Source organism: Candidatus Rhabdochlamydia sp. W815, from assembly GCF_018642185.1.
GTDB lineage: Bacteria > Chlamydiota > Chlamydiia > Chlamydiales > Rhabdochlamydiaceae > Rhabdochlamydia > Rhabdochlamydia oedothoracis.
In genome coordinates this window covers 1-4,372 of sequence record NZ_JAAVTY010000114.1, presented here as the reverse complement: position 1 = coordinate 4,372, position 4,372 = coordinate 1, and the positions used below count along the sequence as shown (strand labels likewise).

Here is a 4,372-nt window from a genome sequence, read left to right as displayed (position 1 = left end):
ATCAAAAATTAGGTTAATGAATGTTCTAGTTTGTCAAAAACTAAACAAAATTTACTTAAAAATGAGATGATTTTTTTTAATATAGCTTCAATAATAAGGACTGCGGAAAATAAGGAATGGACAATTTCCAGAAAAATTCAAATTACTCTTTTAATGTCCTGTACCCTGAGGTGGAGGTATATTTTTAGCCAATTTACGCCATAAAATACCAAATAAGGAATAAGCTGTTTTTAAAATAATTGTTTGACGATCTCCTGTAATTTGCAATCTAAAAACATAAGGACTGCTCCCTTTTTCTTGCATAGCGGCCCACATAGTCCCTATCTTCTCATGAGAGCTGTCACTGGTAGGGCCTGCTATGCCTGAAATAGCCAATCCTACATCTGCTTGGCTTTTTTCTAAGGCGCCATTTAGCATGGCAAGAACGCATTCGGCACTAATGGTGCCTTTTGTTTCTAGGATTTTTTTAGGTACATCTAGTATGTGCTGTTTAAGAGCAGAAGAGTAGGTTACAAAAGAGCCTAAAAAAAATTCGGATGCCCCTTTAATAGCTGTGAGCAAACTAGCCATGGTTCCTCCCGTACAGGACTCTGCTAAAACAAGTGTTTTTTTTTCTTTGATAAACCAGTTATGAATCGCCTCTTCAATTTTACCTGTTGCTGCTGTATATAAAAAAGAATCTAGCTGGACTTTGAGCAGTTCTTCTGCATATTCCAATGAAGCTTTATTTTCACTAGACAACATAATAGTAACATGAGAATAAGAAGGATAAATACCCATTTCCAATTCCGGTAATTGAGCTTGTAACTCCCTTAAAATGGGATCAATCTGACTTTCTTTAAAGAAGCATGCATACAAATAGACCTCATGTTTATGCAAAGGAGGGTGTCTTTCTTGAAGAACAGGAAGAAATGTATTCACAAACATAGGCTGCATTTCTGCAGGCATGCCGGGAAAGCAAACCACCATCTTATCATTTGTAAGAAAAAGTAATCCGGGAGCTATTCCTACAGAATTGAGCAAAGGTTGAGCTTTATCTGGAATTGTAGCTTGGTTTTGTAGCATATCTAATTCTTTTCCAAAACGCTTCTGTAGATCAGTTATTACTAGAGCATTCACAGACAACTTACAATGAAACATTTCAGCTACGACTATTCTAGTTAAATCATCTAAAGTGGGCCCTAATCCCCCTGTAATGATTACAAGATCTGAGCGCTCATAAGCTTCTTGTAGTCCTTTCCTTAGTATTTGAAGATCATCTGAAAATGTTGTATGACGCTCCACTGTATAACCGAATTTAAACAAACGAGCGCTGATAAATGCTGCGTTTCTATTTACAATACGGCCATCCAAAAGCTCTTTGCCAATAGTAATAATTTCAATCTTCAATCCAGACATAGCACTTTAATCCCTAACTGTTGTAGTTGTGGATGCGAATGAATCCAACTCATACATTTTTTGCCTATTCGAATAGTAGCATTGATTCTCTCTTCTCCTACCAAAAAGGGAGTAGGAATAGTGAATTGTCTCACCCATTTCATTAAAAGAGCAAATAATTCCGTATTAGGAAATAAGTCTTTCTTAATAACTCGTGTGATTTCTTTTGTCTTAGGATCTTGATAAAATTGTGGATAAGAAAATTGAATCCCCCAGCTAACGGTGTTCTGGCCCAAAACCATAGGATAAAATATTTTCTCCGTAAAAGAGAATAAAAACTGATGCATTTGCATTTGAATAACTGGCAAAACTGGTTTGATTAAAAGTCGCTTTTCTGATACGGGCATTGCATAAAATACTTCTTTAGAACGCGTCATTGCACAGGAAAAACATTCTCTAAAATAACTACCTTGAACAAACTTACTTTTTTTTAATAATTGAACATACTCTAAGTAAACTTGCAGAAAATCATTTTGTGCTAAAAGAGCGCTTTGTTCTTTTACAGGTTTGCTAACTGCTACAAGATAAAAAGGATCTAGCTGCTTGAATAAATCTACGATCTCTTCTTGATCTAAAAGAACTTGTACTTTAATCCATTTGGAAACCTGAAGAAGACCTTCTTGAATAGGAGAGCTGATACGAAAAATGGTCATTTTAAAGAGCTCGCAACCGTTTTAAAGCAGGTAGTCTCTAATAGCATCATTAAAATTCCACAAAAAATAGCAGCGTCTGCGATATTGAAAACAGGATAGACATATCCCCAAAAAATAAAGCAAAACATATCGATAACATGACCGTAAATAATACAGTCGAAAACATTTCCCACAGCTCCTGCTAAGATCAGCATCAAACAGACTGTACGGTAATTACTTATCTGCTTTACATACAAATAATATCCAAGGGCTGCGATAATAAAAATCCGAATAGAGACTAATAAAAACTGGCAGTTAGCAAAAAGCCCCCACATAGCGCCTTTATTGATTACATGTGTAATTACAAATTCTATACCCAGTGCATGAAAAACCCCTATTCCTCCATAAGGAAAATAACAGAAGTTCATGGGTGTCACAAAGTAATGCACATACATTTTTAAAAGCGCATCGAATAGAAAAATAGATATTGCTAAAAGACTTAACTTCCAACTCATCTTAAAAGCCATTTACAATAATCCTTTTTCAAGCATCTCTTGAGCTTTCACAGTTGTGTTTGCATAAGGAATTGCTTCTAATCTCTTTAAGGGGATTTCCTCGCCCGTAAGATCGCAAGTCCCATAAGTTCCTTGATCAATTTTATCTAAAGCAATTTCAATCTTCTGCAAAATCTCTCGCTCATTTCCGCTTAGCTGCAGATTAATTGTTCGATTAAAATCATCGGTTCCTTCATCCGCTTGATGTTGAGAATATCCTTTAATTTCATCAGTTGCTCTTACATCTTCTATCGTATCACGAATCAGATGCGTCATTTGAGCTTTTAACTCCTCTAGACGATTTTTAAATTTAGTAATTTGTTCCTTAGTTAATACCATAAACATCCTCTTTTTATGTTTCTGTTGAGTGAATCGTATCTTTGGGGCTAACATCCTCAATGGCATCGATTAATTCATTGACATCTTTAAATCGCCGATAAACACAAGCAAATCGAATGTAGGCAATGCTATCTAGTTCTTGTAAATGTTGCATTACACTCCCCCCTAATTCTGCAGTAGTGACCTCTCTAATTTGACGCTCCATTAAATCAGAGGTAATTTTGTAAGCCAAAGTTCTTAACTGATCATGACTGATGCGCGTATGGCGACAAGCTGCATCTAAACCTTTAATAAGCTTATCCTGGCAAAAATCTTCATATCGCCCATCTCTTTTTTTCACTTGAATTGTTAAGTCTACTGTTTCAAAAGTGGTAAAACGTCGTAAACAGTACAAACATTCTCTTCTTCTACGAACAGCATTGCTCTCCGCTACATTTCGAGAATCAGTAACTTTTAATTCTTCACAAGCACAAAATGGACAATGCATATGTTATATCACGCTTAAATTTTTTATAGAGCCTAGAAAAATTTTACCTATTCTAATGCTTTTATATACATAACAAGTTTTTTTATTTTTTTACCTATTATCTAAAGCTCTATTTTATCCCAAAAACAGATTCCAATCAGCCTGTTTTTTGCGTTTTTTAAATATTTAATCCTTCTAAACATACAAATTGCTTTTAAAACAAGCTTTTATTTAGAGAATTTTATGAGACCGGAAAAATTTCTATAAATTGTTTAAACTATTCTCAATTTAATTTTAATCTTGTTTTTTAATTGTATTAAATTATATGTAAACAAGTTACGTGTAAAAAACCCTTTGTCTTTAGAAAACATACAAATTAACCTAATAAATTTAAATTTTATAATTTATAAGCAAGGAAGGATTTATGACAACAGTCAGTACAGACACACACACTGTGAGAATTTCTATACCGTATAAACCCTCTTTGATCACTTCTATTCTAGAAAACAAAAAACCCCTTCTTATAACAGCAGCTACGCTTGTAATAGGCCTTAGCATGGGAATGCCTATCGGAGGGTTCATCTACGACAGAATAACAAATGCAGGTCTTACAAGTTGTGCTTGCCCAAAAGAGCCCCTCTCATCATGGGGAATTACCTTACCAGGATAAGGTTATGCGCATGGGGAGTTAAAGAAGGGAAAAAGCTGGATGAAAAAACCCATCCAGCTTTTTTTGCAGTAAAGCATTAGACCTCTTTCAAAACCCATTTAGCTCCAGATTATAAATGCCCGCAATTAGATTGAACCGAAGACCAAACCTTTTTCGTCTATTTCTATAACGATCAGCTAAAATTTTGAATGGCTTAAGCAGACCAATAGCATTTTCATTAATTACACGTTCTTTGGAAAGGAATTGATTATTTTTTTGTCTTGTTTTGTTAAAG

The 4,372-nt window shown here is 34.7% G+C and carries 6 protein-coding genes and 1 pseudogene; 1 reads left to right on the top strand and 6 read right to left on the bottom strand.

Features of this window, described 5'->3' with window-relative positions; translation table 11 throughout:
- Positions 1 to 150: 150 nt before the first annotated feature.
- The 5 genes from RHOW815_RS07000 to nrdR are packed head-to-tail and all read right to left on the bottom strand — an operon-like array spanning position 151 to position 3,449.
- Positions 151 to 1,398, bottom strand: a complete 1,248-nt coding sequence (locus tag RHOW815_RS07000) for a nicotinamide-nucleotide amidohydrolase family protein (RefSeq protein WP_215217603.1) — start codon at positions 1,396 to 1,398, stop codon at positions 151 to 153.
- On the bottom strand, positions 1,386 to 2,090 hold the full coding sequence (locus RHOW815_RS06995) for a hypothetical protein (protein WP_215217602.1): 705 nt from the start codon (positions 2,088 to 2,090) through the stop codon (positions 1,386 to 1,388). Before RHOW815_RS06995 ends, RHOW815_RS07000 begins: the two co-directional genes overlap by 13 nt.
- On the bottom strand, positions 2,087 to 2,596 hold the full coding sequence (lspA, locus tag RHOW815_RS06990) for a signal peptidase II (protein ID WP_215217601.1): 510 nt from the start codon (positions 2,594 to 2,596) through the stop codon (positions 2,087 to 2,089). The genes RHOW815_RS06995 and lspA overlap by 4 nt, the downstream gene beginning before the upstream one ends.
- Positions 2,597 to 2,962 carry a TraR/DksA family transcriptional regulator gene (locus RHOW815_RS06985; RefSeq protein ID WP_215217600.1) on the bottom strand — a complete coding sequence of 122 codons (366 nt, stop codon included), beginning with the start codon at positions 2,960 to 2,962 and terminating at the stop codon, positions 2,597 to 2,599.
- A 13-nt stretch (positions 2,963 to 2,975) separates the two neighbouring features.
- Positions 2,976 to 3,449: a transcriptional regulator NrdR gene (gene nrdR, locus RHOW815_RS06980; protein ID WP_215217599.1), complete on the bottom strand. Its 474-nt coding sequence runs from the start codon at positions 3,447 to 3,449 to the stop codon at positions 2,976 to 2,978.
- Positions 3,450 to 3,852: 403 nt separating this feature from the next.
- Between nrdR and RHOW815_RS06975 the strand changes: the two genes are divergently transcribed.
- Positions 3,853 to 4,098, top strand: coding sequence for a hypothetical protein (locus tag RHOW815_RS06975; RefSeq protein ID WP_215217598.1), 246 nt, complete (start codon positions 3,853 to 3,855; stop codon positions 4,096 to 4,098).
- An 87-nt stretch (positions 4,099 to 4,185) separates the two neighbouring features.
- On the opposite strand, the pseudogene RHOW815_RS06970 reads toward RHOW815_RS06975, so the two are convergent.
- Positions 4,186 to 4,372, bottom strand: a pseudogene (locus RHOW815_RS06970) (IS5/IS1182 family transposase); the annotation flags it as partial.

What these genes read in the sequence shown, in the direction of transcription:
- RHOW815_RS07000 (WP_215217603.1), bottom strand. Translation starts at nt 1,398, where the DNA reads ATGTCTGGATTGAAGATTGAAATTATTACTATTGGCAAAGAGCTTTTG.
- RHOW815_RS06995 (WP_215217602.1), bottom strand. Translation starts at nt 2,090, where the DNA reads ATGACCATTTTTCGTATCAGCTCTCCTATTCAAGAAGGTCTTCTTCAG.
- lspA (WP_215217601.1), bottom strand. Translation starts at nt 2,596, where the DNA reads ATGGCTTTTAAGATGAGTTGGAAGTTAAGTCTTTTAGCAATATCTATT.
- RHOW815_RS06985 (WP_215217600.1), bottom strand. Translation starts at nt 2,962, where the DNA reads ATGGTATTAACTAAGGAACAAATTACTAAATTTAAAAATCGTCTAGAG.
- nrdR (WP_215217599.1), bottom strand. Translation starts at nt 3,449, where the DNA reads ATGCATTGTCCATTTTGTGCTTGTGAAGAATTAAAAGTTACTGATTCT.
- RHOW815_RS06975 (WP_215217598.1), top strand. Translation starts at nt 3,853, where the DNA reads ATGACAACAGTCAGTACAGACACACACACTGTGAGAATTTCTATACCG.